We start from the raw sequence: 23,437 nt of genomic DNA on the forward strand, positions 1-23,437 counted from the left end.
TAGGCTGCCTAACCATGAAGGCGAGCGCGGTACGCGGGCATCTGGACGGGCTCTTGCTGTCCGTACTGGAATCCGGCCCGCTGCACGGATACGCGGTCATCACCGCGGTACAGGAACGCAGCAACGGGGTTCTGGAGCTGCGCAAGGGCACGATCTACCCGGCGTTGAACAAGCTGGAGCGGCTCGGACTGCTGCGCAGCGTCTGGGAGTCCGAAGGCGAACGGCGGCGGCGGTGTTACGAGTTGACCGACGCCGGCCGGCGCAGCCTGGCGGCCGAGCGGTCGGTGTGGCGCGAGTTCACGACGGCGATCGGCGCCGTGTTGGAGCCGGCACCCCGGCCCGGCCAGGCGACATGAGCGCGCCCACCACCGAGGCGGACCCCATCGAGGCCCACGTCGCGGACCTGTCGGCCGCGCTGCACGGCCCCGTCCGGGTCAAGTCCCGGATGGTGATGGACCTGCGCGAGGGCCTCATCGACGCGGCCCGGGACCTGTCGCACGGGCGCGAGCCGGACCACCATGCCGCGCGGCAGGCGGTGCGCGAGTTCGGCACGGTCGCCGAGATCGCCCCGAGCTTCCAGCGCGAACTCACCATCGCCCAGGCCCGGCACACCGCCCGTGCGGTGATGCTGATCGTCCCCTTCCTGTTCCTGTGCTGGCATCTGGCGGAGACGTGGGACGGCTCGACGGGTCATCAACTACCCGATCTGGTCCAGTTGTTCGTGGCGCATCTGGGGGGCATCGCGGCGTCGGCCGCCTTCCTCGCGGGGGCGGCGCTGGCCGCCACCGGCGCACTCGCGCGCTGGCTGCCCACCCCGCACCAACTGCCGCTGCTTGTCGCCTGGACGGGCACGACGGCCGCGGTCGCCCTCGCCGTCAGCGCGCTCACCCTCACGCTGGCCTCGGTCCTCGCGACGAACTGGCCGCTGAGCACCCTCGCGGGCGTCGTGACCATCGCCTTCCACACCCGGATCGCCGCCTCGGCGCGCGCCTGTCGTGAGTGCGCCCGCGTCACCCTCGCCGGCCCGTAGGTCCACGGCCGCCGCCACCTCACGAGCCGTACGCCCGCGCGCCAGGGACCGCTGACCGATCCGGTCGGCGGTCCCTGGCGCGCGGGGCTGGCTCGCGGGGGCGCGCCGGGCGCCGTCTCTGTGGGCGGGGCGTGTCCGAAACGGGCAAAGCGCGACGTCCGCCCTGGGAAAGACGCGCGTCGGCGCCCCGGGGTTCACTGCGGCCACCTACCAACGCAAGGGAGCCCGACGATGCCCGAGGCAGCCAACAGCGAGTTCTGGAAGACCCTCAAGCCGATCCAGAACTCCTTCAAGCCCGACGCCCTGCCCGAGGTCTACCTCTCCCAGGTGGCCACCGACGACGACCGGTACTACGTGCCGTTCACCGAGACCGTGGGCTCGCGCCCGCTGTGGATCAACGTCAAGGACAACTCCTGGGCCGACATCCTGCGCGCCAAGGAGGCGGGGCTGGTCAATCGCCACTACCACCCGCACGAGGTGTTCGCGTACACGATCTCCGGAAAGTGGGGCTACCTGGAGCGGCCCTGGACGGCGAGCGCGGGCGACTTCGTCTACGAGGCGCCGGGCGAGGGGCACACCCTGGTGGCGTACGACAGCGGCGAGCCGATGAAGACGTTCTTCATCGTCAAGGGACCGCTGATCTGGCTCGACGAGAACGGCGAGACGGCCGGCTACTTCGACGTCCACGACTACATCGAGATGTGTCGCGAGCACTACGAGAAGGTGGGCATCGGCGCCGACTACGTCAACTCCCTGTTCCGCTGACCTTGGCCCATCGCACCGACCCGAGGTCCCCATGACCGAGCCACCCACCCAGCCCAGTACGCCGCCACCGGCCCCCGTCAGCGACGCGGCGCTCGCGTACGAGAACCGGCTGTTGCTGATCCTCTTCCTGGCCTTCGGATTCGTCTTCTTCGACCGTCAGGCACTGTCCTTCCTCGCACCGTTCATCGACGACGACTTCGACCTGTCCAACACCGAACTCGGCGTGCTCTCCGGCGCGTTGGCGTTCACCTGGGCGCTGTCCGGGATGGTCATCGGACGCGTCTCGGACCGGCTGGGGCGGCGCAAGCCGCTGCTGATCGGCGCCGTCGTCCTCTTCTCCGTCTTCTCCGCGGCGGGCGGGTTGATGACCGGGTTCTTCGGGTTGCTCGCCGCCCGGGCGCTGATGGGAGTGGCGGAGGGGGCGGTGCTGCCCCTGTCCCAGTCCCTGATGGTGGAGGCGTCCCAGGAACACCGCCGCGGCCTGAACATGGGTTTGTTGCAGGGCTCGGCCGCCGGCCTGCTGGGTGGGATCGCCGCCCCGCTGGTGGTGGTGTGGGTGGCCGAACAGTTCGGCTGGCGCACGGTCCTGCTCCTGACCATCGTGCCCGGTCTGCTCATCGCTGCCTGGATGGCCAGGTCGGTGCGTGAGGTGCCGCCGGGGGTGGAGCGCGGCCCGGACAGGGGCAGGGTCGCGGCCGCGGCCGCCGGCGCCTCGACGCCGCTGCGGGAGGTGTGGGCGCACCGCAACATCGTCCTGTGCACGCTCGCGGCCTGCTGCTACCTCACCTGGTTCGTCGTCATCATCACCTTCACCCCCGTCTACCTCAAGGACGAGAAGGGCTTCTCCTCCGGCACCATGAGTGCCGTGATGACCTGCTTCGGCGTCGCCTGGGTGCTGTGGGGGTTCCTCACTCCGGCGATCTCGGACCGCATCGGCCGCCGCACCACCATGATCGCCTTCACCTCGGTCGCCGTGCTGTGCCCGCTCGCGGTGGTGTACGTGGACAACCCGGTACTGCTCGGGGGCGTCATCGTCCTCACGTACACCGGTCTTGGCTGCTTCACCCTCATCATGGCCACCATTCCCGCCGAGACCGTACCCCGGGGTGCGCTGGCCACCGCGCTCGGCCTGGTCATGGGCGTCGGCGAGTTGACCGGTGGCGTCCTCGCCCCGCTGGCCGCCGGCTGGGCCTCCGACACCTGGGGGTTGGAGACGGCCATGTACATCTCCGCCGGTGGCGCCGTCGCCGTCGTCCTGCTCGCCTTCGGCCTGCGCGAGACCGCCCCGAGGGTCCTGCGACGCCGGGCCGAGCGCACCGCCGCCCCCACCCCGACCAAGGCAGGAGCAACCCGATGAAGGCCGCCGTCTGGCACGGAGCCCGCGACGTGCGCGTAGCGGAGACCGACGTGCCCACCCCCGGGCCCGACGAGGTTTTGGTACGGGTGGCGTACTGCGGGATCTGCGGCAGCGACCTGCATGAGTACGCGAACGGGCCGCACGCCATCCCGACCACCACCCCACACCCGGCCTCGGGGGTCACGGCGCCTCTGGTCCTGGGGCACGAGTTCTGCGGGACCGTGGCCGCGCTCGGGTCCTCGGTCGCCGATCTCGCCGTGGGCGACCCGGTGGCCATCGAGCCGAACTACCGCTGCGGCACCTGCCCGCGCTGTCAGGCCGGTGACTACCACATCTGCCGCCACTTCGGCTTCGCCGGCCTGATGGGGCACGGCGGGCTGGCCGAGTACGCGGCGGTCCCGCGCTACATGGCGCACCGACTGCCCGCCGGCGTACCGCTGGAACAGGCCGCGTTGTTCGAGCCGGCCTCGGTCGCCCTGCACGCGCTGCGGCGCGCCGAACCCCTGCACGGGACGCTCGCGGTCGTCGGGCTCGGGCCCATCGGCCTGCTGGCCGTCCTGCTCGCCGCGCGGCGCGGCGCCACCCGGATCATCGCCGTGGACGTCGCACCGGCCCGGTTGGAGATCGCGGCCCGGCTCGGCGCCACCGACCTGGTGGACGCCTCGGGCGGGGCCGACGCGGTGGCGGCGGTCCGTGGACTGACCGGCGGCGAGGGGGTCGACGTGGCGTTCGAGGCGGTGGGCTCCCAGGCCGCCCTGGACACCTGTCTGGGGGCGACCCGGCGCGGCGGGCGGGTGGTCCTGGTCGGGCTGGCCCAGCAGGTGCGCCTCGACGCCTTCGCCCTCGTCAACAACGAGCAGTCGATCATCTCCACCGTCGGCTACCGCGACACCTACCCGGAGCTGATCCGGCTCGTCGCCGACGAGGGCGTGGACCTGCGGCCCGTGGTCACCTCGACGGTGGCCCTCCGGGACGTGGTGGACCAGGGTTTCGAGGCGCTGCTGGGCGGAAGCGAGCAGATCAAGGTGCTGGTGGACCCCACACCGGGCCCGGTCGCCACCGCGCCAACCACCCACCGAGCGGAGGCCACCCGGTGACCACTGGTTTCGCCCCCGACGCCTTCGCCGGACACACCGTCGTGATCACCGGAGGGACCTCCGGCATCGGCGCCGCGACGGCCACCCTGCTCGCGGAGCTCGGCGCCGAGGTGCACGCGCTCGGCCTGCCGCCGGTCCAGAGCGAGGAGTTGCCCCGACACCCCCGGGTGACGGTCACCGAACTCGACGTCACCAACCACGCCGGGCTCACCCACCAGATCACCCAGGCCGGCCCGCTCGACCACCTGGTCACCTGTGCCGGCCTGAGCCGGGACCGGGCCGAGTACGAGCCGGCGAGCTGGGAACACGTACTGGCGGTCAACCTCACCGCCACGATGGTGGCCTGCCAGGCGGCGCGGCCCGTGCTGGCCCGGGGCGGCGGCAGCATCGTCACCGTCTCGTCGATGTTCGGCTTCTTCGGCAGCCGCGACCGGCCGGCGTACAGCGCGAGCAAGGGTGGCATCGCCCAGTTGACCCGGTCGCTGGCGGCCGAGTACGCGGCCGACGGCATCCGCGTCAACGCGGTGGCCCCCGGCTTCGTCACCACCTCGCTGGCCCGGGGCATCCTCGACGACCCGGCCGCCACCCGCTCGGTGCTGGCCCGGGTCCCGCTCGGCCGACTGGGCCGGCCGGCCGAGATCGCGGCGGCCATCGCCTTCCTGTGCTCGCCGGCCGCGACGTACGTCAACGGGGCCGTCGTCCCGGTGGACGGGGGCTACCTGGCCGTCTGACCCCGACCCCACTCACCCCTTCGGTCGCCGGGCACACGGAGGTACGCTGCGCCCATCGGCACGCTGACGCCGGGCCGTGGCATAGACGGGTGCCACGCGCCCGCGTCTGCCGGGGCCGCCCGCCCTCCCCCACGACGAGCCAGCCCCTGGTCGGGCCCCCAGCCGTAGCGCAACCCAGCGGATGCCGATACCTTTCCCCGCCACGGGTACGCCCACCGGCAAGGAGGCTCAGATGACCACACCCGCCGCCCCCGCGGCCTCCCACGTCTCCACGCGGTGCGTCGACCCCGCCGACCGGGTCGACTTCTGGGAGGAGTACAACCGCAAGGCCCTCGTCGGCCTGACCTGCTCCCCCTACTCCGAGCAGGGACTGCTGGCCTCGCAGACCAACGTCCAGTTGCGCGGCCTGCGGCTCGCCGACATCGCCGGCAACGAGCACGTGATAGAGCGCACCCCGCGCACGTGTCGCGCGCTGCCGAAGGACTCGGTGTTCGCCACCCTCCTCACCGCGGGGCAGGCCGTCTTCTTCCACGCGGGTGGCTGTCTCAGCGTGCGCGCCGGTGACCTGGTGCTCTACGACACGCGCCAGTCGTACCTGTTCGGTTTCCCCTCCACCATGCGGCAACTCCTGGTGGACATTCCCAGCCGGACGTTCAGCGAGCACTGCGCCGCCGGCGGGGTGGCGACGCCGCTCCTGTTCGGCCGGGGGTCGGCGACCGAGGGGGCGCTGGTCTCCACGCTGCGCTCGGTCCTGACCGACTGGACCGCCGGGCGCGGGAGCGGCGACCCGGTGAGCGCCGAGGCCACCGTGTTGGACCTGGTCAGGTCGCTGGCCGCGCCCCGTATCGACGGCCAGGGCCTGGCGCCGGCCAGGCCGTCGCAGTTGATGGTGGCCAAGGAGTACGTCACCCGCCACCTGAGCGACCCGCGACTGTGCGCCGAGCACGTCGCCGACGCGGTCGGGGTCTCCACCCGCCACCTGAGCCGCATCTTCGCCACGACGGGGGTCAGCCCGTCGCGGTACATCCTGGAACAGCGGCTGGCGCGGGCCCGCGAGCAGCTCGCCGACCCTCGGTCCCGCCACCTGACGGTCGCCGACGTCGCCCACCAGTGGGGCTTCGCGAGTCAGGCGCACTTCACCCGGGTCTTCCGGGACCACTTCGGGCACACGCCCGGAGACGCGCGCCCGGCCCCCGACCCCGCCGCCCTGCGGCCACGGCGCAGGGGCTGACCCGCGGCCCCGCCGGGTCAGGGATCGCCGGGTGGCAGCTCGTCGGGCACCGGTCCGACGGTGGGCCGCGCCAGGCGTGCGGCTACCGAGGGGCGGGTGCGGGCCAGGTAGCCGATCTTGCTGGGGTGGTGGCCGGTGATGTCGGCGGTCCGCGCGACGCTGTAGCCGAGGAGGTGGTGCAGCACGACCGCGTCGTACTCCAGGGGCGAGCGCGCAGCCAGCGGCAGCGGCCGGAGGCGGCTGCCGGTGTGCGTGACCAACTGCTCCCAGGCGGCCACCGCCGGGTTGCTGCTGCCGACGACCTTCAACCAGTGACGTACGAGCGCGCCGAAGGTCCGGTCCACGGCGTCCGGGCCACGTCGTGGCCCCAGGTGCACGCGGGCGTACGCGAGGTAGGGGCCCGCGTACAGGGTGCGGAAGCCCTCGAAGACCACGGCCCCTCGCGCGCGGCGGGCGGGGCACCAGGACGCGGACACGGTCACCCGAACGCCTGGGCCGGCAGTCGGTGCGGGGCGGTGGACGCGGGCGCGTGCGGGGGGCGGCCGGCGTCGGCGGTGAGCTTGGCCGTGTGCCACAGGGGGCGGATGGTCTCCGCGCGCCCGCGCAGCGCCTCGACCAGTTGGCCCACCCGCTCCCATTCGGGCACCCGGGAGCCGTCCAGCATGCCACGGATGTCCGCCACGGAGAGGCCGTCGCGGCTGAGCGTGCGGATGGCGGAGTAGGTCGGGCAGGCAGCGGAGAGGTGGAGGCCGCGCAGCGCGGCGTGCAGGGTGGGCGGCGCCGTCATCTCGTAGCCGCGCGCCGCCTCCCACAGGGGGCGCAGGGCCGCCGGGTCGGCGCCGTAGGCCAGCCCGAGCCGGTGGGTGACCGTCCACGACGGCAGGCGCTCGCCGGCCAGGACGCGGCACAGGTACGAGGCGGTGACGTGGCTCTCCCCGCCGGCGACGCGCAGGGTCTTGCCGCTGGCGCGGTGCAGGTGGGCCAGGGCGTTGGCCAGCGTGGTTCCGGGGTCGTCCGGTGCGGCTAATCCGGCGCGTCCGTCAGCCCCGCCGGCACGCCCCCTGCCGCCCGGCTTCCCCCGCGGCGAGGGGGGCTTGCGAGGGCGGGGGGCGCTGGGTGCGGCCTTGAGCTGCCGGCGGTCCTGGCGCCGGGCGCACGCCTCGGCGGAGTAGTCACGGCTGAGCTTGTCGACGCTGATGCTCATCGCGCCGGCGATGTCGGCGGCCTTGTGCTTGCGGGCGCGGGCCTGCTGGACGACGGCCGCGGTCAGATCGCTCGTGATCAGCTGACTCTCCGTGATCTTCTCCAGGACGTTCAGGGCCTGGCCGTCGCGCACCAGCCGGACGATGTCCTGCAGGTGGTGGGCCGCCTGTTCGGCGACCTGTACGGCGTAGTCGTCGATCTCGGCGGTCTCCGGCTGGCTGCTGCGGAGTTTGCGATAGGCACGGCCGCACGCCTGGCTGCAGTACTGGCGCGGGCGGCCGACGCCGGCGCTCTGGTCAACGATGTTGGGGCAGCCGGGGTTGGGACAGGGCAGGCTGCTGCCCGACGCCTTCGTGGTCATGTCGAGTCGCCCTTTCGGGGGTGTGCGGGAGGAAATCCGGTACGGAAACGGGGAGTTTCCCGTGTCGCGGGGTGGAAATTTCCGGCTGGCCGGGGCCGCGCGAGGGGACGCGTGGTGGCCACACCGACGCGGTTCGCGCGGCTGTCAACAACGAGCGACGGACGGCCGGGGCGGACGGGAGACACGAAGGCGCCGGTGGCGCGGGAGCCGGCGGCGCTCGGCGGGCGTCGGCCGGGGATCGCGAGCGACCGCCCCGCCGTCCGCGTCAGCGAGTCGCCGTGACACGAGGCGCGCCAAGAGGGCTACAGGGGACGGTAGTTCGCGCTTGTTGCCAAGGGCGTCAAGCCATTCGCGGGTTTCGATCCCCCGGCCGTGCGGGATGCTAATTTCGGACTCCCGCGGGCGGTCGCTGATCGCGACCTGGTCGCGGACATGGTCAGGAGGCATCGCGCCCTCCCCGATCGTATGGGTCAGTTGACAGCGGACGGTCCCGGTTTATGGTTGGCGCCGGGCCGGGACCTCCGTGGCGTGCGCGACGCTACCCGTTCACTCATACGATCACCATCACTACGGTCCGTTAATGGGCCGCTTGCGGTTCTCGAATATTCGCTTCTGCAAAACTCGAAACCGCCTCGATCGCACTCGATCAAAACCGTTCACCCTTGCCCTCCGAAACGGTCCGCCCCGGACGCAGGCTTCGCCCCTCGCGCGCCTCAGCGCGCGCCCGACCGCCCCGCTCCGCGCAAGGAAGCCCCTGACTCACCGGGTTCGTGCCTGTCCCACACCCCGCCGGGCCAGGCCACGCTTCCCCAGGTCGGCCGGGTGCCGCTCTGCCGGGCGACGGGCCGGTATCGGACGGGAACGACCGAGCGACGCCCGCACGGCCGACGGCTCGCGCGACCGCCACGACGCGCGTGCGACCGCCGTGGTCGGCGGCTCGGCGTATCGACGGCGCGGTCGCGGCCGTGGGCCTCGCGAGGCTGACCCGGCTACCCCAACCCGCCCGGTCCGTCCACCCGAGCGGGGCCGACAGAGCGCGCAAAGACGGGGTGGAAATCCGGGCGCGGGGCGCGGCAACTACCGCCGCCCGGCGGCCTCGTGGGCCCGGAGTCCATCCGCGCGGCCGGTCGGCGCCGGCGCGTCGCGAACCGTTGACGGCTTGGTCCAGACCATTTACCGTACGACTGCTCCTGGCCGCCGAGCCCCAGTCTCCGCGCACCACGGCCCCCAGGTGATGCGCACGCGTGCACGGTTCCGCACTTCCCCTGTACAACCCCCCACAGGGAGAGAGCCATGTTTCGACACCACCGCAGATTCAGGGGCAGAGCCGCGGCTCTGCTCACCGCACTCCTCCTGCCACTCGCCCTGTTGACGGGCCTGTCGAGCTCTGCCCAGGCGGCCGGAAAGCTGACCGCGACCTTCTCCATCCAGGACAACGGCTCCTGGTGGAAGGGTACTTACACGCTGCACAACAGCGGCTCAACCGACGTGACCGGCTGGCAGTTGGAGTTCGACCTGCCGGCGGGCACGACGACCAACGGACACTACTACGGCGACGCCACCGTCACCGGCAACCACGTGTCGGTCAAGAACGCCCACTACAACGGCACCGTCAGGGCCGGCGGCACGAGCGACCCGTTCAGTTACTGGTTCATCGGCAACGGGCCGGCGAAGGCGCCGACGACGTGCACCATCAACGGCGACAAGTGCGACGGCACCCCGGACGTGCCGCCGACCACGCCCGGCACCCCCAAGGTCACCACCGCCACGGCCCGCAGCATCTCGCTGAACTGGACCGCCGCCACGGCGGGTGACTACCCCGTGAAGTCCTACGAGGTGGTCAGCGACGGGGCCACGGTGGCCACGACGGACACCACGTCCGCGACGATCACCGGGCTCACCCCGGCCACCACGTACCAGTTCGCGGTGCGGGCCAAGGACACGCGGGGCAACCTCAGCCCGCTCAGCGCGCCGGTCAGCGCCACCACCGTGGACCCGGCCACCGACCCGACCCCGCCGACGGCCCCGGGCGGGCTGCGCTCCACCGCCAAGACCGCCTCCACGGTCAGCCTGGCCTGGGAGAAGGCGACGGACAACGTCGGCGTCGCCGCGTACGACGTCTACCGGGACGGCACGCTGGCCAAGACCGTCGCCGCCGACACCACGACGGCGGTGATCAGCGGCCTGTCCCCCGTCACCGAGTACACCTTCACCGTCAAGGCCCGCGACGCGGCGGAGAACTCCTCCCCCGCCTCCGGCGCCGTGAAGGTCACCACCGACGACCTGGCCGGCTCGGGCAAGCACCTGAACGTCGGCTACTTCGTCCAGTGGGGCATCTACGGGCGCCAGTACTTCGTCAAGAACCTGGACACCTCGGGCGCCGCCGCCAAGCTGGACGTCATCAACTACGCCTTCGAGAACCTCGACCCGAAGAACCTGACCTGCATGGCCGGGGTCACCAAGGGGACCACCAGCAACCCGCAGGACCCGGACCAGGGCACCGGCGCCGGGGACGCGGACGCCGACTACGCCCGGCCCATGTCGGCCGCCCAGTCGGTGGACGGCGTTGCCGACGACGGCTGGGGCAAGCTGCGCGGCAACTTCAACCAGATCAAGAAGCTCAAGGCCAAGCATCCGCACCTCAAGGTCCTGGTTTCCCTTGGCGGTTGGACGTTCTCGAAGTTCTTCTCGGACGCGGCGGCCACCCCGGAGTCGCGGGAGAAGCTGGTCAAGTCCTGCATCGACGTGTGGATCAAGGGTGACCTGCCCGCCTACAACGGCGCGGGCGGCCCGGGCACGGGTGCCGGCGTCTTCGACGGCATCGACCTGGACTGGGAGTGGCCCGGCTCGCCCGACGGCCACCCGGGCAACCACTACAGCGCCAAGGACAAGGACAACCTGACGGCGCTGCTCGCCGAGTTCCGCAAGCAGCTCGACGCCACTGGCGGCGAGCGCAAGCTGCTGACCGCGTTCACGCCTGCCGACCCGGTCAAGGTCGAGCAGGGCTGGGACCTGTCGAAGATCTTCAACTACCTGGACTTCGCCAACATCCAGGGCTACGACTTCCACGGCTCGGGCAGCGACAACTCCTGGGAGCCCAACCGCACCGGCCACCAGGGCAACCTCTACACCGACACCGACGACCCCTACCCGACGCACTTCAGCATCGAGAGCGCCCTCAAGATCTACACCGATGCCGGGGTCAACCCACGCAAGCTCACTATCGGCTTCCCGTTCTACGGCCGTGGCTGGCAGGGCGTGGCCGACGGCGGGAAGAAGGGTGAGTGGCAGTCGGCGAACGGCGCGGCGCCGGGGCAGTTCGCCGAGGAGGCCGGTATACGCGGCTACCAGAACATGTTGGCCAGCGTGCCCAACATGACCGTCTACCACGACGAACAGTCCATCTCCACCTATGGCTACACGGGGCCGGGCGGCCAGTGGTGGTCCTTCGACGACGCCTGGTCGATCCAGAAGAAGACCGCCTGGATGAAGTCGAAGAACCTGCTGGGGGCCATGATCTGGGAGATGTCGGGTGACACTCCCAACGGCAGTCTCATGTCCGCCATCGACAAGGGACTGCAGTAGCGACGGCGGGCTCCGGCCCGCCGCACGCCTCCGAGGGCGAGCCCGCGTGCGCGCACCAGTAGCGCGCGGGACCGCCCTCGCGGGAGCGGGTGGGTCCCGCTCGGCAGGAGGCCGGCCCGGTCGCGCGCACGCGCGGCCGGGCCGGTTGGCGTCCGTCGCGCTCCGGCGCGTCCCGGGCCCCGGCCGACCGCACCGGAGCCGGGCCCGGGGTCAGGCCGGGCCGGGCGCGTGGTGGCGTGCGTAGTGGGCGGCGATCTCGTCGGTGGTCGTCAGCCAGACGCCCGGGTGGCGTGCGACGTACTCCAACGCCTGGGCCACGTACCTGTGGCGGAAGGGCTGGTTGGCCACGAAGGGGTGCAGGGCCAGCGACATCACTCGCCCGCTGGTCGCCGACTCGGCGTAGAGCTGGTCGAGCTGGTCCCTGACGATCCGCACGAACTCCGGGCCGCTCAGGCTCTTGCCGACGAACAGGGTGATGTCGTTGACCTCGATGGGATAGGGGACGCTCATCATCCCCGGCACGTTCAGCCAGTACGGCTGGTCGTCGTTGGCCCAGTCGAGGACGTAGTCCAGTCCCAGTTCGGCCAGCACGTACGGGGTGTGGAAGGTCTCGGTGAGCGCCGGGCCCAACCAGCCGCGTGGCCGGCGTCCCGTGGCCCGCTCGATGGTGTCGACGATCTCGCGCACGTAGGCCAGCTCCACGTCGGGCTCCATGTCGGCCTGGTAGCGGGAGTTGTCCTTGCCGTGCGCGACCCATGCCCAGTCCCGGGCCCGGCCGGCCTCGACGATCCGCGGATAGCGCGCGCAGACGTCGGAGTTCAGCATGACGCTGGCGCGCAGGCCGAGCTGGTCGAGGCAGTCCATCATGCGCCAGATGCCCACCCGTGGCCCGTAGTCGCGCCAGCCGTGGTTGGGCGGGTCGGGAGACAGGCCCACGGTGTGGGGCACGATGCTGAGCCCGGAGCGGTCCACGGGATAGTGCTCGACGTTCAGGCCGACGTAGAAGGCGACGCGGGCGCCCGCCGGCCAGCGGATCGGCTCACGGTCGACGATGGGGCTGTAGTCGTAGGGCTCGTGGTCCATCAGCGCTCGCCTCACCACGTGGTCGGGGCCGGTACGCCGTCCAGGGTAGAGACCGGCGGCCCGTGACGGCCCGGCGCTCCCGGCGGGGGCCGCGCGGCGAGATCGTGCCGGACGCGGGCCGGCCGTGTCGTGGCCGGCCGGCCCACTCGGTGGGCGGGTGGCCTCACGCCTCGGGGGTGCGCAGCACGAGCATGTGGTGCTCCAGGTAGGTACGACAGAAGCGACGGTAGGGGCCGATGAGCGCGTCCGTCTGGTCCATCAGTTCCTTGCCGTACCGCTCTTCGAGTTCCGTGCGCCGGTCCTGGTAGAGGAGGCACATCAACTCGCCGGCGAGCACGGAGTTCGGCGTCATGTCCTCCACCTTGAGGACCTCGTAACCCGCCTCCTCCACCTCGGTGAGCAGGGTGCTGAACGTCGTCGGGGGCGGGCTGGCCCACAGCCGGGTGAAGGCGGCCTCCTCGTCGGCCGGGGGCGTGCCGCGGCGGGTGAACTCGGTGAGCAGGAAGCGCCCGCCCGGGCGGATCACGCGCCGTGCCTCGCGCAGGCCGGCCGGTCGGTCGGAGAGGTGGGCGAAGCAGTCGATGGACCAGGCGGCGTCGAACGAGGCGTCGGCGTACGTCAGGTCCATGGCGTTGCCGCGTTCGAACGTGACCCGCTCACTCAGGTTCGCGGCGCTCGCCCGCTCTCTGCCCTGGGCCAGTTGTCGTTGGCTGACGGTGATTCCCGTGACGCGCGCGCCGGTGCGCTGGGCCAGGCGCACGGCCGGCCCGCCGGTGCCGCAGCCGATGTCGAGCAGGGCGGTGGCGCCGGCGGCATCGAGGGTGTCGATGTAGAAGTCCGTCTGCCGGTCCTGCGCGAGGTCGGCCAGGTCGACCAGCGAGGGCCGGCGGACGGGTGTGTCGTGCGGTACCAACATGCCCACGTGGACGGCGGCCCCGCCGAGCGTCATGGCGAGCATGTCGCCGAACTCGTCGTACATCGCGCCGACCTCGTCGGGGGTCGGCGCGGCGGGCTGGTCGGGGGTGGTGGTCGCGGGGGCGGTGGTGTCGGCGTCGGGTGCGGCGTCGTGGTCGGCCATGGCCGTCGTGAGTCCCTTCAACGCGGGGATGCTGGTTGCGGTGGCGCGGCGTGCGGGCCCGGTGGCGGGCGGCGTACGGCGGGGGCGGTGGGCTCGGGGGCGGGCTCGAAGTCGCCGGGGCCCGGTGGACGCGCGGGGGCTGGCCCGGCTGGCGCTGCGTCGTACGGGGGCGTGCCGGGGTCTCCTGCCGTGCCGCCCCGGCCCGCCACGTCAGGGTGCCACCCGGGCCGCTCGGTTGTCTGCGCCCCAGCCGCGCGCACGGGCGGTCGGACACGCGGACGGGGCCCGCCCCGCCGGCCCCGTGCCGAGTGCGCGGGGTGGCGCGGCGGTCGGGGGCGGCGCCCGCCACCAGCGGTCGAGCCGTCGAGCGCGGCCGGGTGGGGGCTCGGCGGCGCCGCTCGGACCGGCGGGCACGTGACCGGTTGCCCGGGTGTTGCATGCTCGGGTCCCACGTGTGCGCCGGGGTGCACGGATCGGCGCGCGCGGGCGCCGTATGCGCCCGTGCTCGCGCCGGGGGCGACGGCTGGCGGCCGTGGCGTGGACCGGGGTCGTCGGGGCCCCGGTGGGTCGTGGTCAGGGCCGGCCCGCCGGGCTGACCTCCTCGCCGGCGGGCACCGGGCCCGGGGGCGTGCCGTCGCCGAAGGGCCGGCCGCCCAGCTCCTCGCGGTGGTGTGGCGTCAGCCAGTCGGCGAGGTCGGGCCCGAGCGCGACGACGCGGGTGGGGTTGATGCCGGTGTGCACCTGGTAGTAGTGGCGCTTGATGTGGTCGAAGTCGACCGTGTCGCCGAACCCGGGGGTCTGGAACAGGTCACGGGCGTAGGCCCACAGCACCGGGTCCTCGGCCAGCTTCCAACGGTTGCACTTGAAGTGGCCGTGGTAGACGACGTCGAACCGCACCAGCGTGGTGAACAGCCGGATGTCGGCCTCGGTGATGGTGTCGCCCATGAGGTAGCGGCGGTCGGCGAGCCGCTGTGACACCTGTTCCCAGCACTGGAAGAGCGCCCGGCAGGCGCGTTCGTAGTCGGCCTGCTCGGTGGCGAAGCCGGCCTTGTAGACGCCGTTGTTCAGGTCGCGGCCGATGGTGGCCATGAGCTGGTCCATCTCGGCGCGCAGCGCGGCGGGGTAGAGGTCGGGGGCGCCTGGGCGGTGCAGCGCCGTCCACTCGGTGGCCAGGTCGAGCGTGAGCTGCTGGTAGTCGTTGGTGACCAGTTGGCCGCTGGGCACGTCGACCAGCGCGGGCACGCTCACCCCGCCGGGGTACTCGCTGGCGCGGGCGTCGTACGCCTGGCTGAGGAAGCGGATGCCGAGCACCGGGTCGCGCCCGTCGGGGTCGAGCGTGAACCGCCAACTGCGGTCGTCCTGCAGGGGGTCGGGGATGCCCAGGGACAGGGCGTCTTCCAGGCCGAGCAGCCTGCGGGCGATCACCGCCCGGCTGGCCCACGGGCAGGCGCGGCTGGCGATCAGCCGGTAGCGGCCGGCCTCGACGGGCCAGCCGTCGGCTCCGTCCGCGGTGACGCGGTCGGTGAAGTGGCTCGGCGAGCGCCGGAACGGCTTCCTGCCGTACGCGCTGTTGCCCTGCTCGTTCTCGTTCTCGCCCATCTCGCCTCTCCTGGTCGCTCGCCCGCCGGGTGGGGCCGGACCCCGACGGGTGGCCGGCGTCGCGGCCGTGCGCCGCCACCTGACATCGACGCCCGCCCGGCGGCGTGCGGACCGACGGGTGACCGCGCGCGGTCGCGGGGCGCGGCCCGGGTACCCGCGCCGGCGTCACCACACGCACCGGCCCCACCGGTCCGGTGCGACGCATCGCCATCCTGCGCCGCCACCGACGCGTCCCGGCGCATTGACCGCACCGCCATCCGTGGCCCGTACCCGGACGGCCCGGCGCAGTCTGGCCGGCGCGGGCCCGGCCGGGTACGGACCCGTGCCGCTAGAGCTCGGCGCCGATGGCCTCGGCCGCCGTGTGGAGCAGGGGGGCCAGGTCGGCGGCGCGGGCGGCGCCGAGGCGGGTGCTGGGGGCGGAGATCGTCACGGCGGCCACGCAGACGCCGTCCCGGTCCCGCACGCCCACCCCGATGCCGTGCACGTCGGTCACGCTCTCGTCGATGTTGAGCGCGTAGCCGCGCCCGCGACACGCGGCGAGGTCCCGCTCCAGCGCCGGCAGGTCGCGCACCGTCGTGGGGGTGAGCTGTTCCAGGCCCTGGGCGTAGGTCATGCGCACCGTCTCCCAGGGCAGCTCCGCCAACTGCGCCTTGCCGCCGGCGGTGGTGTACGCGGGCAGCCGGTCCCCCGTCCGGGGCGCGACCCGCAGCGGGTGCGGGCCCTCGACGCCGTCCAGGAACACCGCGTCGGGGCCGTCGAGTTGGAGCAGGTTGCTGGTCTCGGCCGCCGCGTCGCGCAGCCGCTCCAGGTGGGGGTGGGCGATGCGGACGAGTTCGCGGGTGCCGATGCGTCTGCGCGACTCCACCGCGGCCCGGCCGTGGGCCAGGCCGAGGAGTGCGGGCCCGAGGCGGTACTGCCGACCGTCGGGAACCTGTTCCACGAAGCCGTGGCCGCGCAGCGTGGAGAGCAGTCGGTGGGCGGTCGAGCGTGCCACTCCGAGGTACTCGCTCACGTCCGTCACCCGGACGGTGTCCCGGCCTCCCAGGTAGACCAGCGTGCGCAGCGCGTTCGCGACAGAGCTCGCACCGTAGACGTCGTCATCCATTGAATTCGGCATAGCGGAAAGCTTAGGCGTCGATGTTCTGGAATGTAGAAGTACTGTTGTGTGTCGTGGTCCGGTCGCCCGGTCCGCCGGAGCGGACGGGGCGGCGCCAGGTGGCGTTCCCGTCCGCGCCGGCGGGGCCGGTGAGCTGGGGTCATCCGGGCTTCAGGGCCGGTGAGACGAGGCCCCGCCCGTACAATCTGGTCCCGAACGACCGGAGGGGCCGTCGGGCCGTCCGGGTCCGTACCGGCGACATTGGGAGCACTCTTGCCCGGCCAGCGGTCCATCACAGAAGCGGAGAAGCTCGCGGAGGCGAAGCTGGGTGGGATACCCATCCGGCGGGAGCAGATGGTGGCCGTGGCCAACATCCACCGGGCCGCCTCCACCGTGCGGCACCACCTGGAGAACTCCGTGCTGCGCAGCTCGGACCTGACGTGGACGGCGTTCGTCGTGCTGTGGGTGGTGTGGGTCGGGGGCGAGTCGGAGACCCGCCACGTCGCGGAGGAGGCCGGCATCTCGAAGGGGACGCTGACCGGCGTCGCCCGCACCCTGGAGTCCCGGGGGCTGTTGCGCCGCGCCGGCCACCCCACCGACGGCCGGCTCGTGCTGCTGTCCGTGACGGAGCGGGGCGAGGAGTTCATGCGGCGCGTCTTCCCCGAGTTCAACGAGGAGGAGGTGTTCGTGACCTCGCAGTTGAGCGAGGCCGAGTGCCGCACGCTCGCGGACGGGTTGCGGCGCGTGGTCCTCCAGGTGGAACAGCACGGCGAGGAACGTCGCAGGACGCTGCTGAACGGTGCGGAGCCCGCGCCCCGGCGCAGCGGCCGGCGGCCCAAGGGCTGAGCCGGCCGTGCCCGGCTCAGCCCGGCGCGGACGCGGCGCGCACGAGGGCGTCGAACAGGCGTTGCTGGGCCGGGTCGCCGCGGGCGGTGTCCTCGGGGTGCCACTGCACGGCCAGGAACCAGCCGGCTCCCCCGGTCGCCTCGACGGCCTCGACCGTGCCGTCGGCGGCGCGCGCGGTGACGGTCAGACCCTCGCCCAGCCGGTCAACGTGCTGGTGGTGGAAGCAGGAGGCGTCGACGGTGGTGGCCCCGGTGGCGAGCGCGACGGCGGACCCCGGGGTGAGGGAGACGGGGTGTCGCACGTGCCGGTGTTCACGGCCCGGCCCTCCCATGTCCTGGTGGAGGGTGCCGCCCAACGCCGTGTTGACGACCTGTAGGCCGCGGCAGACGGCCAGCAGGGGCAGCCCCAGCCTCCTTGCCTGGTGGGCGACTTCGAGGTCGAACGCGTCCTGTTCGTGGTCCACGTCGTACACCGCCTCGTGTGCCTCGTCGGCCCCGTAGCGGTGCGGTGCGAGGTCGCCGCCGCCGGGGAGCAGGACGCCGTCGAAGCGGGCGAGGCGGGTGGCGGTCTCGGCCGGATCGCAGACGCCGGCGGGGGCGTGCGGGTGGATGGTGGCGGGTTCGCCGCCCGCCCGCCAGACCGCCTCGACCAGCGCCCGGGCGTTGACCTCGGCGGCGTGGCGCAGCGCGGAGGTGGTGGCGGCGAAGCGGGCGGGGACGGCGATCAGGGGGCGGCGGTCGCGGGCGCGGGTCACAGCTGAATCCAGGTGGTCTTGAGTTCGGTGTACTTCTCCAGCGCGTGGGCGGACTTGTCGCGTCCGTTGCCGGACTGCTTCATGCCGCCGAAGGGCACCGTGAGGTCGCCCTCCTCGTAGCAGTTGACCCAGACGGTGCCAGCGCGCAGGGCGCGCGAGACCTGGTGGGCCGTGGACAGGTCGGCGGTCCACACGCCCGCGGCCAGCCCGTAGTCGGTGGCGTTGGCGAGGGCCACCGCCTCGTCGAGGTCGTCGAAGGTGAAGACGGACAGGACGGGCCCGAAGACCTCGTCGCGCGCCAGTGCGGAGCCCGGGTCCACGCGGTCGAAGACGGTGGGTTGGAGGTAGGTGCCCCCGGTCTGGGTCAGGACACGCTCGCCACCGGTGCGCAGCCGGGCGCCGGTGTCGATGGCGGCGTGGACGTGGCCCAGCACCCGGTCCAGGTGGTCGCCGCTGACCAGCGGGCCCATCGCGGTGGCGGGGTCGAGCGGGTCGCCGACGCGCAGGACGCGGGCCCGGTCGACGACGGCCTCGGTGACTCGGTCGGCGACGGAGGAGTGGACGAGCAGCCGGGAGGGGGCGGTGCACATCTCACCCTGGTTGAAGAAGATGCCCCAGGCAGCGGTGGCGGCGGCCCGGTCGAGGTCGGGGGCGTCGGGGAGGATGATGTTGGGTGACTTGCCGCCCAGTTCGAGCCAGACGCGCTTGAGGTTGGAGTCGGCGGCGTAACGCAGGAAGTGGCGGCCCACGGCGGTGGAGCCGGTGAAGGCGAGGACATCGACGTCGGGGTGGAGGCCGAGGGCGCGTCCGGCGACCGGGCCGCTGCCGCTGACCACGTTCAGGACGCCGGGCGGCAGGCCGGCGGCGCTGGCGATCCTGGCCAGCCGCAGGGCGGACAGGGGCGAGTTCTCCGCGGGCTTGAGGACGACCGTGCAGCCGGCCGCGAGCGCGGGGGCGACCTTCCAGCCGGCCAGCGTGAGGGGGAAGTTCCACGGCACGACGGCTCCCACGACGCCGGCCGGCTCGCGGGTGACGAGGGCGAGGGCGTCGGGGGCGGTGTGCGGGGACTCGTCGGTGAGCTTGTCGGCCAGTTGGCCGTACCAGCGGAAGGTGTTGGTCAGGGCGCGCAGTTCGATGTCGTACGCGTCGGTGATGGGCTTGCCCATCTCCAGGCTCACGGTGAGGGCGAGGTCCGCCCGCTCGGCTTCGATGAGGTCGGCGACGCGCAGCAGGACGCGGCCGCGTTCGGCGGGTGCGAGGCGCGGCCACGGGCCGCTGTCGAAGGCCCGGCGGGCGGCGGCTACGGCCAGGTCCACCTCGGCCGCTCCCCCGTCGGCCACCTCGGCCAGCGGCCGGCCGTCCCGCGGCGACACCACGGTGAACGCGCCGCCTCCCGCGTGTGGGGAGCCGTCGATGTGGTGCGTACCGGGCAGGTCGAGCGTCTGCGCGCGGCGTATCCAGTCGTCGTGGGTGGCGTCCACCGTGGGTCCTCGTTTCGTGGAGAGTGCGCGGGGTGGGGGCGGGCCGCACGGCGGGGTGGCTGGCGGCGTGGGTGTGCGCCGGCATGGGCGTGCGGCTGGGTGGTGCGTACGGCGCGCGCCGGCCGGGGCCTTGGCGTACGCGGGTGGGACCAGCGTGTGGGGGCGGGGCCGGGCGGCGGCTGGGTGGTGCGGGTCTCGGTTGTCCGGGCGCGATGTCCGGGGGTGGCCGTGGGCGGGTGGGTCAGCTTTCGGCTGGGTGGTCGGTGTCCTCGTCGCTGAGCCTGGCCAGCAGCGCTCGAAGCTCCGTCAGCGCCTCTTCGGTGACCTCTCGTTCGCCGAAGACGAGTTGGTGGAGTACGAGCCCTTCGAGCGCGGCGAAGACCAGTCGGGACAGCCCTCGGTCCACCGGGCGGGCCAGAACTCGGGAGAGTTCGCGCCGCGCGGCGTCGAAGTACTCCTCGTACAGGGCGCGCAACTGGGGCATCAGCTCCGGCCGCCGCCTGGCCTCCAGCAGCAGTTCGTACTGGAACGCCTGGACGTCCGGTCCCGAGGCCACCATCGCCCCGAGGTCGGCGGCGAAGTCCCGGGCCGTGCCGGTGCCGGTGTTGAGGGCGTTGACGCGCAGCGAGGAGCGGATGGCGTGGTTGACGGACTCCTCGATGAGCGCGTCGCGAGAGCCGAAGTGGTGGACGACGAGCCCGTGGGTGACGCCGGCCTCCTCGGCGACGGCCCGGTACGTCAGCTTGCGCAGACCGCCGCGCGCCACCACGCGTACGGCCGCGTCCAGCAGGGCGATCCGGCCCGTCCCGTAGTTCGTCACGCGCTTGCGGGGGCCGCAGTCGTCGGCGGGTCGGGCGGGGTCGCTCATGGCATCGACCCTACCCGCGGCCGGCTGGTCAGCGCCGTGGCGGCCTGATGCCACGGAACTCCCAGTCCCCGCCGAGCGCGGTGGACAGCACCTCCTCGGACTCGGTCGGCTGGGCTCCCACGTCGGTGCGCACGGCGGTGGGGCCGGTGACGATGTGGTTGGTGAGGCAGCCAAGTCCCTCGACCTCCACCTCGACGACGTCGCCGGGTCGCACCGGGCGGGAGTTGGCCGGGGTGCCGGAGAGCAGCACGTCACCGGGGTAGAGGGTGATGGTGCGGGCGATGTCGGCGACGAGGTAGTGCATGTCCCAGGTCATCTCGTCGGTGGAGCCGTCCTGGACGACCTCTCCGTTCACCCGGGTCCGCAGCCGCTTGCCGTGGAAGTCCCAGTCGGTGACCAGGCCGGGGCCCAGCGGGCACAGGGTGTCGGAACCCTTCACCCGCAGCATGGAGCCCGCGTCGGTGTCCCGGAAGTCGTGCAGGCCGTAGTCGTTGGCCACGGTGTAGCCGGCGATGTGGTCGCTCGCCTGCGCCGGCGCGATGTTGCGGGCGGTCTTCCCGATGACGATGGCGACCTCGCCCTCGTAGTTGAGCCAGGCGCAACCCTCGGGTCGCACGACCGCGCCCCGGTGGCTGTTGAGCGCCGAGGTGGGCTTGTGGAAGTAGGTGGGGGTGTCGGGCAGGTCGAGTTGGAACTCATCGACCCGGCTGCGGTGGTTGAGGTGGACCGCGATCACCTTGGAGGGGGTGACCGGCGGGAGGTGGTGGGCGTCCTCGACGCTGACGCGGCGGCCGTCGCCGGCGACCAGTTCGTCGCCGTCGCGGACGGCCTGCACGGCTGCGCCGTCGAGGAGGATGCGGCGGTACTCGGGCATGGTGGGTGGCCTCTCTAGGCGGGGCGGGGTGCGGCGGTTGAGGTGGGGCGGCCGGCGCCGGTCCAGCCGTCGGCGGGGCGGTCGAACCAGAGGTGTGCCTGTCCGGTGCCCACCGAGTTCTCGTACTCGCCGTACTGGCGTCCCCTGGCGGTGCACGCCCGTTCGCCGATGGCGCCGGCCATCATCAGGTAGTGGAAGAACTTCGCCTCCGGCTTGACCTGCCAGAACGCGTCCATGGTGTCGATGACCCGGTCGTGCCGGCCCTGGCTGAGCCAGTCGATGCGCTCCAGGTCGGCCGCCCGCGCCCGCGGCGAGAAGATGTGCGCCGGGTCGCTGGCCTCGTGGTCACGGAGTTCGCGCAGCGGCCAGAAGGTGTGGGAGAGGGCGCCGGAGGCGATCAGCAGGACGCGTCGGCCCGGGGTCGCGGCGATGCCGTCGGCCACCGCGCGGCCGAGGCGCAGGTGGTCCTCCATGTCGCCGGTCTGGCACACGCCGATGGACAGCCAGCGCTTGTGCGGCAACCCTTCGCCGAGGTACTTCCACAGGTTGATGGTGGCGTAGTAGATCGGCAGGTGCACGTCCTCGATCGGGGTGATCCAGGTGCCGTGCTTGTCGGCGAACGAGGCGATGTGGTGGGCGAGTTCGGGGTCGCCGGGGAAGTCGTACGGCATCCGGCACATGCCGCGCGGCAGCTCCTCGGAGGTGAACAGGCCGGCCCGACGGTGCTGGGCGGCCACCACGAACTCGACGGTGGTGGCCCAGTGCGAGTCCATCACCAGGACGGTGTCGTAGTCGTCCCGCTCGAAGACGTCCCGGCGAAGCTGCTGGAGCCCGGTGACGAGGGTGACCTCCTTGCCCTCGTTGAGTTCGAGCCGGGTCTTTCGGGGGAGCACGATGGTGGGCACGTGGGCGAGCAGGCCCGCCCCGACGATCTCACCCATGGTGCCTCCAGCCCTTCGGCGCGGTGACCGTGTTCTTGAGGTCGCAGTAGAAGTCGAAGCTCCAGGTGCCACCCTCGCGGCCGATGCCGGAGTGGCGGGAGCCGCCGAAGGGCGCCTTGAGGTCGCGGACGAAGAAGCAGTTGACCCAGACGGTGCCGGCGACCAGACGGGCGGTGACCCGTTCGGCGCGCTCGGGGTCGCCGGTGGCGAGCGTGGCGGCCAGGCCGAAGCGGGTGTCGTTGGCCAGGTGGACGGCCTCGTCCTCGCCGCTGAAGGTCTGCAGGGTCAGGACCGGGCCGAAGACCTCTTCCTGCACGATCTCGGAGTCCTGCCGCACGTCGGTCAGCAGCGTGGGCGCGTAGTACTGGCCCTCGCCCGGGTGCCCGCCGATGACGGCACGGGCGCCGGCCGCCAGGGCCCGCCGTACGAAGCCGTCGATCTTCGCGACCTGACGGGGGTGGATGGTGGGCCCGATGTCGGTGGACTCCTCCCGGGGGTCGCCCTGCCTCAGCCGGGAGGCCCTGGCGACGAAGCGGCGGGTGAACTCCTCGGCCACGGCCTCCTCCACCAGGAGGCGGGTGGCCGCCAGGCACACCTGGCCGGCGTTGTCGTACTGCTCGACGGCGAGATCGACGGCCAGGTCCAGGTCCGCGTCGGCGAAGACCAGCAGTGGGGACTTGCCGCCGAGTTCGAGGCTGAGCGGGGTGAGGTTCGCGGCGGCCGCGGCGGCGATGTGCCGGGCGGTGGGCACAGAGCCCGTGAAGCTGATGCGACGCACGTCCGGGTGGCTGGTCAGCGCGTCGCCGATCTCCGAGCCGTAACCCTGCACGATGTTGAGCACGCCCGCCGGCAGGCCGGCCTCGGCGGTGATGTCGGCGAGCAGCGAGGCGGTCAGCGGTGACCACTCGGCGGGCTTGAGCACGACCGTGTTGCCGGCGGCCAGGGCGGGGGCCACCTTCCAGGTCGCCAGCATCAGCGGCGCGTTCCAGGGGGTGATCAGCACGCACGGGCCCGCCGGGTCCCAGGTGACGTGGTTGGTGTGGCCACGGGTGGCGAAGTCCTCGTGCTCCAGGGTGAGCAGCCAGTCCGCGAAGAAGCGGAAGTTGTGGGCGACGCGTGGCATGACGCCGCGCCGGTGGGAGCGCAGCAGTGCGCCGTTGTCCACGGTTTCGACGTTGGCCAACTCTTCGAGGCGCTTCTCCACGCCGTCGGCGATGGCGTGCAGGATACGGGCGCGTTCGGCGCGCGATGTCGCGGCCCAGCCGGGGAAGGCCACCTTGGCGGCGGCCACGGCCGCGCCGGCCTCGGTGGCGGTGCCCCGGGAGATCTCCCCGATGGGGGCGCCGTCGATGGGTGAGGCGTCGGTGAAGGTACGGGGCGAGGCGACCCGCTGGCCGCCGATCCAGTGCCGGGTGTCGACGGTGACCCCGGCGACGGTGGTGCGGTGTTCGCTCATG

At 72.7% G+C, this 23,437-nt stretch carries 21 protein-coding genes; 9 read left to right on the forward strand and 12 right to left on the reverse strand.

Annotation, left to right across the window (positions count from 1 at the left end; all coding sequences use genetic code 11):
* Window positions 1–14 precede the first annotated feature (14 nt).
* From OYE22_RS00210 to OYE22_RS00240, 7 genes are all read left to right on the forward strand, one after another.
* Window positions 15–356, forward strand: coding sequence for a helix-turn-helix transcriptional regulator (locus OYE22_RS00210; RefSeq protein WP_277318445.1), 342 nt, complete (start codon window positions 15–17; stop codon window positions 354–356).
* The gene (locus OYE22_RS00215; protein WP_277318446.1) at window positions 353–1,030 is read left to right on the forward strand and encodes a hypothetical protein; all 678 of its coding nucleotides are present in this window, start codon (window positions 353–355) and stop codon (window positions 1,028–1,030) included. The genes OYE22_RS00210 and OYE22_RS00215 overlap by 4 nt, the downstream gene beginning before the upstream one ends.
* A 231-nt stretch (window positions 1,031–1,261) precedes the next feature.
* Window positions 1,262–1,795, forward strand: a complete 534-nt coding sequence (locus OYE22_RS00220; RefSeq protein ID WP_277318447.1) for a 2,4'-dihydroxyacetophenone dioxygenase family protein — start codon at window positions 1,262–1,264, stop codon at window positions 1,793–1,795.
* A gap of 31 nt (window positions 1,796–1,826) precedes the next feature.
* The gene (locus OYE22_RS00225) at window positions 1,827–3,152 is read left to right on the forward strand and encodes an MFS transporter (RefSeq protein ID WP_277318448.1); all 1,326 of its coding nucleotides are present in this window, start codon (window positions 1,827–1,829) and stop codon (window positions 3,150–3,152) included.
* The gene (locus OYE22_RS00230) at window positions 3,149–4,249 is read left to right on the forward strand and encodes a 2,3-butanediol dehydrogenase (RefSeq protein WP_277318449.1); all 1,101 of its coding nucleotides are present in this window, start codon (window positions 3,149–3,151) and stop codon (window positions 4,247–4,249) included. Before OYE22_RS00225 ends, OYE22_RS00230 begins: the two co-directional genes overlap by 4 nt.
* Window positions 4,246–4,980 (forward strand): SDR family NAD(P)-dependent oxidoreductase, encoded by a 735-nt coding sequence (locus OYE22_RS00235; RefSeq protein ID WP_277318450.1) that lies wholly within the window; start codon window positions 4,246–4,248, stop codon window positions 4,978–4,980. Before OYE22_RS00230 ends, OYE22_RS00235 begins: the two co-directional genes overlap by 4 nt.
* 232 nt (window positions 4,981–5,212) lie before the next feature.
* Complete coding sequence (locus tag OYE22_RS00240; protein WP_277318451.1) at window positions 5,213–6,211, forward strand: helix-turn-helix domain-containing protein; 999 nt, start codon at window positions 5,213–5,215, stop codon at window positions 6,209–6,211.
* 17 nt (window positions 6,212–6,228) lie between these two features.
* On the opposite strand, the gene OYE22_RS00245 is transcribed toward OYE22_RS00240, so the two are convergent.
* On the reverse strand, window positions 6,229–6,693 hold the full coding sequence (locus tag OYE22_RS00245) for a hypothetical protein (RefSeq protein WP_277318452.1): 465 nt from the start codon (window positions 6,691–6,693) through the stop codon (window positions 6,229–6,231).
* Entirely contained in the window at window positions 6,690–7,775 is a 1,086-nt protein-coding gene (locus OYE22_RS00250) for a helix-turn-helix transcriptional regulator (RefSeq protein WP_277318453.1), read from the reverse strand. The genes OYE22_RS00245 and OYE22_RS00250 overlap by 4 nt, the downstream gene beginning before the upstream one ends.
* 1,293 nt (window positions 7,776–9,068) lie before the next feature.
* On the opposite strand from OYE22_RS00250, the gene OYE22_RS00255 reads away from it, so the two are divergent.
* Window positions 9,069–11,360: a glycosyl hydrolase family 18 protein gene (locus tag OYE22_RS00255; protein ID WP_277318454.1), complete on the forward strand. Its 2,292-nt coding sequence runs from the start codon at window positions 9,069–9,071 to the stop codon at window positions 11,358–11,360.
* Window positions 11,361–11,570: 210 nt separating this feature from the next.
* Here the strand turns inward: OYE22_RS00255 and OYE22_RS00260 are convergent, their stop codons facing one another.
* The 4 genes from OYE22_RS00260 to OYE22_RS00275 form a co-directional block, all read right to left on the reverse strand.
* Window positions 11,571–12,443 (reverse strand): polysaccharide deacetylase family protein, encoded by an 873-nt coding sequence (locus OYE22_RS00260; protein ID WP_277318455.1) that lies wholly within the window; start codon window positions 12,441–12,443, stop codon window positions 11,571–11,573.
* Between the two features lie 163 nt (window positions 12,444–12,606).
* Window positions 12,607–13,542, reverse strand: a complete 936-nt coding sequence (locus OYE22_RS00265) for a class I SAM-dependent methyltransferase (protein ID WP_277318456.1) — start codon at window positions 13,540–13,542, stop codon at window positions 12,607–12,609.
* A 552-nt stretch (window positions 13,543–14,094) separates the two neighbouring features.
* Window positions 14,095–15,120 (reverse strand): glutathione S-transferase C-terminal domain-containing protein, encoded by a 1,026-nt coding sequence (locus OYE22_RS00270; RefSeq protein WP_277318457.1) that lies wholly within the window; start codon window positions 15,118–15,120, stop codon window positions 14,095–14,097.
* Between the two features lie 328 nt (window positions 15,121–15,448).
* Window positions 15,449–16,237 carry an IclR family transcriptional regulator gene (locus OYE22_RS00275; protein WP_277318458.1) on the reverse strand — a complete coding sequence of 263 codons (789 nt, stop codon included), beginning with the start codon at window positions 16,235–16,237 and terminating at the stop codon, window positions 15,449–15,451.
* A gap of 252 nt (window positions 16,238–16,489) precedes the next feature.
* Between OYE22_RS00275 and OYE22_RS00280 the strand changes: the two genes are divergently transcribed.
* Window positions 16,490–17,062 carry a MarR family transcriptional regulator gene (locus tag OYE22_RS00280; RefSeq protein ID WP_277318459.1) on the forward strand — a complete coding sequence of 191 codons (573 nt, stop codon included), beginning with the start codon at window positions 16,490–16,492 and terminating at the stop codon, window positions 17,060–17,062.
* 16 nt (window positions 17,063–17,078) lie between these two features.
* On the opposite strand, the gene OYE22_RS00285 is transcribed toward OYE22_RS00280, so the two are convergent.
* The 6 genes from OYE22_RS00285 to OYE22_RS00310 all read right to left on the reverse strand — a co-directional run bounded on the left by OYE22_RS00285 (window position 17,079) and on the right by OYE22_RS00310 (window position 23,436).
* Window positions 17,079–17,816 carry a gamma-glutamyl-gamma-aminobutyrate hydrolase family protein gene (locus tag OYE22_RS00285; protein ID WP_277318460.1) on the reverse strand — a complete coding sequence of 246 codons (738 nt, stop codon included), beginning with the start codon at window positions 17,814–17,816 and terminating at the stop codon, window positions 17,079–17,081.
* Window positions 17,813–19,297: an aldehyde dehydrogenase gene (locus tag OYE22_RS00290; RefSeq protein ID WP_277318461.1), complete on the reverse strand. Its 1,485-nt coding sequence runs from the start codon at window positions 19,295–19,297 to the stop codon at window positions 17,813–17,815. The genes OYE22_RS00285 and OYE22_RS00290 overlap by 4 nt, the downstream gene beginning before the upstream one ends.
* Window positions 19,298–19,538: 241 nt before the next feature.
* The gene (locus OYE22_RS00295) at window positions 19,539–20,165 is read right to left on the reverse strand and encodes a TetR family transcriptional regulator (protein ID WP_277318462.1); all 627 of its coding nucleotides are present in this window, start codon (window positions 20,163–20,165) and stop codon (window positions 19,539–19,541) included.
* Between the two features lie 28 nt (window positions 20,166–20,193).
* The gene (locus tag OYE22_RS00300; protein ID WP_277318463.1) at window positions 20,194–21,039 is read right to left on the reverse strand and encodes a fumarylacetoacetate hydrolase family protein; all 846 of its coding nucleotides are present in this window, start codon (window positions 21,037–21,039) and stop codon (window positions 20,194–20,196) included.
* A gap of 14 nt (window positions 21,040–21,053) precedes the next feature.
* Window positions 21,054–21,980, reverse strand: a complete 927-nt coding sequence (locus OYE22_RS00305; protein WP_277318464.1) for a catechol 1,2-dioxygenase — start codon at window positions 21,978–21,980, stop codon at window positions 21,054–21,056.
* Entirely contained in the window at window positions 21,973–23,436 is a 1,464-nt protein-coding gene (locus tag OYE22_RS00310) for an aldehyde dehydrogenase (RefSeq protein WP_277318465.1), read from the reverse strand. Before OYE22_RS00310 ends, OYE22_RS00305 begins: the two co-directional genes overlap by 8 nt.
* Window position 23,437: the final 1 nt, after the last annotated feature.

Origin of the sequence: Streptomyces sp. 71268 (assembly GCF_029392895.1) — a bacterium.
GTDB lineage: Bacteria > Actinomycetota > Actinomycetes > Streptomycetales > Streptomycetaceae > Streptomyces.

Bases quoted from the DNA above. Each gene is read 5' to 3' on its own strand.
- OYE22_RS00210 (WP_277318445.1), top strand. From the start codon at position 15: ATGAAGGCGAGCGCGGTACGCGGGCATCTGGACGGGCTCTTGCTGTCC.
- OYE22_RS00215 (WP_277318446.1), top strand. From the start codon at position 353: ATGAGCGCGCCCACCACCGAGGCGGACCCCATCGAGGCCCACGTCGCG.
- OYE22_RS00220 (WP_277318447.1), top strand. From the start codon at position 1,262: ATGCCCGAGGCAGCCAACAGCGAGTTCTGGAAGACCCTCAAGCCGATC.
- OYE22_RS00225 (WP_277318448.1), top strand. From the start codon at position 1,827: ATGACCGAGCCACCCACCCAGCCCAGTACGCCGCCACCGGCCCCCGTC.
- OYE22_RS00230 (WP_277318449.1), top strand. From the start codon at position 3,149: ATGAAGGCCGCCGTCTGGCACGGAGCCCGCGACGTGCGCGTAGCGGAG.
- OYE22_RS00240 (WP_277318451.1), top strand. From the start codon at position 5,213: ATGACCACACCCGCCGCCCCCGCGGCCTCCCACGTCTCCACGCGGTGC.
- OYE22_RS00250 (WP_277318453.1), bottom strand. From the start codon at position 7,775: ATGACCACGAAGGCGTCGGGCAGCAGCCTGCCCTGTCCCAACCCCGGC.
- OYE22_RS00255 (WP_277318454.1), top strand. From the start codon at position 9,069: ATGTTTCGACACCACCGCAGATTCAGGGGCAGAGCCGCGGCTCTGCTC.
- OYE22_RS00260 (WP_277318455.1), bottom strand. From the start codon at position 12,443: ATGGACCACGAGCCCTACGACTACAGCCCCATCGTCGACCGTGAGCCG.
- OYE22_RS00270 (WP_277318457.1), bottom strand. From the start codon at position 15,120: ATGGGCGAGAACGAGAACGAGCAGGGCAACAGCGCGTACGGCAGGAAG.
- OYE22_RS00275 (WP_277318458.1), bottom strand. From the start codon at position 16,237: ATGCCGAATTCAATGGATGACGACGTCTACGGTGCGAGCTCTGTCGCG.
- OYE22_RS00295 (WP_277318462.1), bottom strand. From the start codon at position 20,165: ATGAGCGACCCCGCCCGACCCGCCGACGACTGCGGCCCCCGCAAGCGC.
- OYE22_RS00300 (WP_277318463.1), bottom strand. From the start codon at position 21,039: ATGCCCGAGTACCGCCGCATCCTCCTCGACGGCGCAGCCGTGCAGGCC.
- OYE22_RS00305 (WP_277318464.1), bottom strand. From the start codon at position 21,980: ATGGGTGAGATCGTCGGGGCGGGCCTGCTCGCCCACGTGCCCACCATC.
- OYE22_RS00310 (WP_277318465.1), bottom strand. From the start codon at position 23,436: ATGAGCGAACACCGCACCACCGTCGCCGGGGTCACCGTCGACACCCGG.